General features: G+C 61.2%; 3 protein-coding genes. 1 reads left to right on the plus strand and 2 read right to left on the minus strand.

What is annotated here, in order from left to right; genetic code table 11:
- Positions 1-71: 71 nt before the first annotated feature.
- Complete coding sequence (locus tag RMO81_RS11865; protein ID WP_310476095.1) at positions 72-620, minus strand: hypothetical protein; 549 nt, start codon at positions 618-620, stop codon at positions 72-74.
- On the minus strand, positions 620-2,410 hold the full coding sequence (locus tag RMO81_RS11870; RefSeq protein WP_310476096.1) for a class I poly(R)-hydroxyalkanoic acid synthase: 1,791 nt from the start codon (positions 2,408-2,410) through the stop codon (positions 620-622). The genes RMO81_RS11865 and RMO81_RS11870 overlap by 1 nt, the downstream gene beginning before the upstream one ends.
- A gap of 343 nt (positions 2,411-2,753) precedes the next feature.
- Between RMO81_RS11870 and RMO81_RS11875 the strand changes: the two genes are divergently transcribed.
- On the plus strand, positions 2,754-3,965 hold the full coding sequence (locus RMO81_RS11875) for an LL-diaminopimelate aminotransferase (RefSeq protein WP_310476097.1): 1,212 nt from the start codon (positions 2,754-2,756) through the stop codon (positions 3,963-3,965).
- The last annotated feature ends 54 nt before the right edge of the window (positions 3,966-4,019 follow it).

A 4,019-nucleotide genomic window follows, 5' to 3' on the forward strand; every position in this document is an offset into this window, starting at 1 on the left:
CGATCACGTCGGCCGACTGGAACGCAACGATGACGACGCCCATCATGGGCTGATCGGTTGAACCCACCGTTTCAGCGCACCAGCGGCCGGTCAATCAGCACGGCCAGCAGCATCGCCGGGCCGCCGTGGGCCACCCAGGCGTGGTTGGTGCCGCGCTGGATCACCACCTGGCCCGGTTTGACGCGGGTTTCGCTGCCTTCAAGGATCAGGGAGACATCGCCGCTGAGCAGGCAGATGATATCCAGCGAGTGGGTTTCGTGCATGGCCGAATGGCGGCTTTGATCGATGATGTGGTGATCGCCGTGTACCGTGGCAAAGGCAGCGCGGGTGGCGGTGTCCAGTGCCGCCTTGGGCACGCCTTCGGGTTGCGGCGTCACCACGAACCAGCGCACCTGAACATTGCCCGATCGCGGCCCCAGCACAGGGGTGGTGGTGCCCAGATCGCCATGCGCCTTGGGATTCAGCGGCCCGCTGGCGGCGTCTTCCCAGATTTCGAACAGGCCGCCCACATCGATGGCGCCAGCGCTGGAGGACGGCGGGCCATCGATTATGATCACCGAACGGCCGTCAGCATCGTCGCCGGTGATGATGCGGCGCATGGCGGTCTTGAAATCGTCCATCAGATCCGCTCTTTCACATAGGCGCCGGGCGCATCTTCGATGGCCTTGTACGGCCCCTTGCCCGGCACGCGCGGCTTTACCTGCGGGCCGGAGCGCGGGGTGAGCCAGGCCAACCAATCCGGCCACCAGCTGCCCTTGTGTTCGGTGGCGCCGGCGACGAACGCATCGAGGTTGGCAGCTGCGGAATCACCGATCCAGTGCTGATATTTCTTCGCCGACGGCGGGTTTACGACGCCAGCGATGTGCCCACTGCCCGCCAGCACAAAGCGGGTTTCGTTGGTGAAGGCCTTGGTGAGTTTGAAGGCGCTGCGGGCCGGCGCGATATGATCTTCCTTGCCGCCTTGGATATACATCGGCGTTTTCACAGTTTTCAGGTCGATGGGCACGCCGCAAACATTCATGCCGCCGGGTTTGACCAGCAGGTTTTCGCGGTACATCTCCTTGATATATTGCTGGTGCCAACGGGCCGGCACGTTGGTGGCGTCGCTGTTCCAATACAGCAGGTCGAAGGGGAAATAATCCTTCCCCAGCATGTAGTTGTTGACGACATAGTTCCAGATCAGATCATTGGAACGCAGCAGGTTGAAGGTGGTGGCCATGAACCGGCCATCCAGCACCGGCTTGTCTTCCGTCATCTTGTCCATCGTTTCAACACTGGGATCATCAACAAAGAATTTCAGCTCGCCAGCGTCCTCGAAATCAACCTGGGCGGTGAAGAAGGTGCCGGTGGCGATGTTGGCGGCCTCGCCGCGGCTTTCCAGCACGGCCATGGCAGCGGCCAGCGTGGTGCCGGCCACGCAATAACCGATGGTGTGGGCGCTGGGCGTGCCGCAGATTTCCCGCACGGCGTTCACCGCCGCCAGGATGCCTTCTTCAACATAGGTATCAACCGTGGCATCAGCGATGCTGGCATCGGCATTTTTCCAGCTCGCCACAAACACGGTGATGCCCTGTTCGACGGCCCAGCGGATGAAGCTTTTTTCAGCGGTGAGATCGAGGATGTAGAATTTGTTGATCCACGGCGGGAAAATCACCAGCGGCGTTTCGAACACGGTTTCAGTTGTCGGCGCATATTGGATCAGCTGGAACACCCGGTTCTGAAACACCACCTTGCCGGGTGTGATGGCGACGTTGCGACCCACTTCAAAGGCGTTTTCGTCGGTCATCTTCATGCGCCCGGTCTGCAGATCGCCAAGCAGATGCTCGAGACCCTTGAGCAGATTGGCACCGCCGGTTTCGGCTGTCGCCTTCAACACTTCGGGATTGGTCATCGCGAAATTGGATGGGCTCATCGCGTCGACATATTGCTTGATGATAAACTGCGCTTTCGCCTTTTCCGCCGGCTCCAACCCGTCGAGACTGTGCGCGGCTTCCATGAAATGGCTGGCGGTGAGCAGATAGGATTGGCGCAGGAAATCAAACGCCGGGGTTTCGGCCCAGGCAGCATTGGCAAAGCGCTTGTCCTTGATGGCCGGCTTTTCGGTTTCGGGCGACAGGAAGCTCTGCCACAACGCCATCGCGTCGGACATGTATCGTTGCTGCATCTCCACCAACTTGGCCGGATCAGACAGCATGGCTGTCCACGCCTTCTGCCACGTCGACATGAAGCCCATCGGATCGGTCAACATCGGCGGCGCCGTGTGTTCCTTGGTCCAGAATTCCATCATCATCTGCTGGCCCTTGCCCATCAGATCGGTGACCTTCTGGAAATTTTCCTGCGCCTGTGCTTGGCTGGAGCCAAGATCCTTGGTGTTGGGCGCATCGGGCGTCACGGGCTTCTGGGCGGGCATTTGTATAATCTCCTGAAGTTTTCACTCTGCCCCGTGTTGGGCTGCTTTGCCAAGCCCGGCCTGATGCGCTATCGAAATAGTTGTTGGCCCGGTTTGGGCCGGCACCAAGGGATTTTTTCGGGTGATCAACCAGGCCATCATCATTGCTGCCGCCGACGCTGCCGCCAACGCTGCGTCCGCAGCAGCAGCAGTGTGTGCAGCACTGGCCGCACCCTCGCCGCCCTGAGAGAGACGCAACAATCGGTCTCTCCCACCAGCGGCGGCGGAACAAACAAGTTCCCCGCCGCTTTTCTTTTGATCCCATGTTGCCTAAGGCAACGAATTCAGCCCAACGGAACTGGCCATGCAGGACGATTTTTACCGTATCAAACGTTTGCCGCCCTATGTGATCGCGGAAGTGAACGCGATGCGGGCCGCCGCCCGGGCACGCGGCGACGACATCATCGATCTGGGTATGGGCAATCCCGATCTGCCGCCGCCGCCGCACGTCATCGCCAAGCTGGCCGAAGTGGCGGCCAAACCGGATGCGCATGGCTATTCGGCGTCAAAGGGCATCGTCGGCCTGCGCCGCGCCCAGGCGGCCTATTATGATCGGCGGTTCGGGGTTGATCTCGATCCCGAAACCGAAATCGTCGTGACCCTGGGTTCCAAGGAAGGGCTGGCCAACCTGGCGCAGGCCATCACCGCGCCGGGTGATGTGGTGCTGGCGCCCAACCCGTCTTACCCCATCCACACCTTTGGCTTCATCATTGCCGGCGCCACCATCCGTTCGGTGCCGACCACGCCGGATGAAGCCTATTTCGAGGCGCTGGAACGCGCCGTGCGCTTTACTGTGCCCCGCCCCAGCGTGCTGGTGATGGGCTATCCCAGCAACCCCACCGCCGAAGTCGCCGATCTGGCTTTTTATGAGCGCGTTGTAGCGTTTGCGAAGAAGCATAATATCTGGGTGCTGTCTGATCTGGCCTATTCGGAAATCTATTTCGATGGCGTGCCCACCCCGTCGATCCTACAGGTGCCGGGCGCCAAGGACGTGGCGATCGAGTTCACATCGATGAGCAAGACCTACAGCATGGCCGGTTGGCGCATCGGTTTTGCCGTCGGCAACAAGACGCTGATTTCGGCGCTGACCCGGGTGAAATCCTATCTGGACTATGGCGCCTTCACGCCGATCCAGGCGGCCGCTGTGGCCGCGCTAAACGGCCCGCAGGACATCGTGCAGCAGAACCGCGAGCTTTATGGCCGCCGCCGCGACGTGCTGGTGGAGAGCTTTGGCCGCGCCGGCTGGGATATTCCGCCGCCGCGCGCCAGCATGTTTGCCTGGGCACCGCTGCCGCCGGCACTGGCGCATCTGGGCAGCCTGGAATTCTCCAAGCAATTGCTTACGCAAGCCGGCGTCGCGGTCGCACCGGGCGTGGGTTATGGCGAGGACGGCGAAGGCTTTGTCCGCATCGCCATGGTCGAAAACGAACAGCGCCTGCGCCAAGCCGCGCGCAATATCCGCAAATATCTGCAATCGATGGGCGTCAACACGCCTGCTGCCAACGCGAGCACCTGAACCATGGCAAACATGCTGCGCATCGGCCTTGCCGGGCTGGGCAATGTTGGCGCG

The sequence above is a fragment of the Sandarakinorhabdus sp. genome, assembly GCF_031422795.1.
Taxonomy (GTDB): domain Bacteria; phylum Pseudomonadota; class Alphaproteobacteria; order Sphingomonadales; family Sphingomonadaceae; genus Sandarakinorhabdus.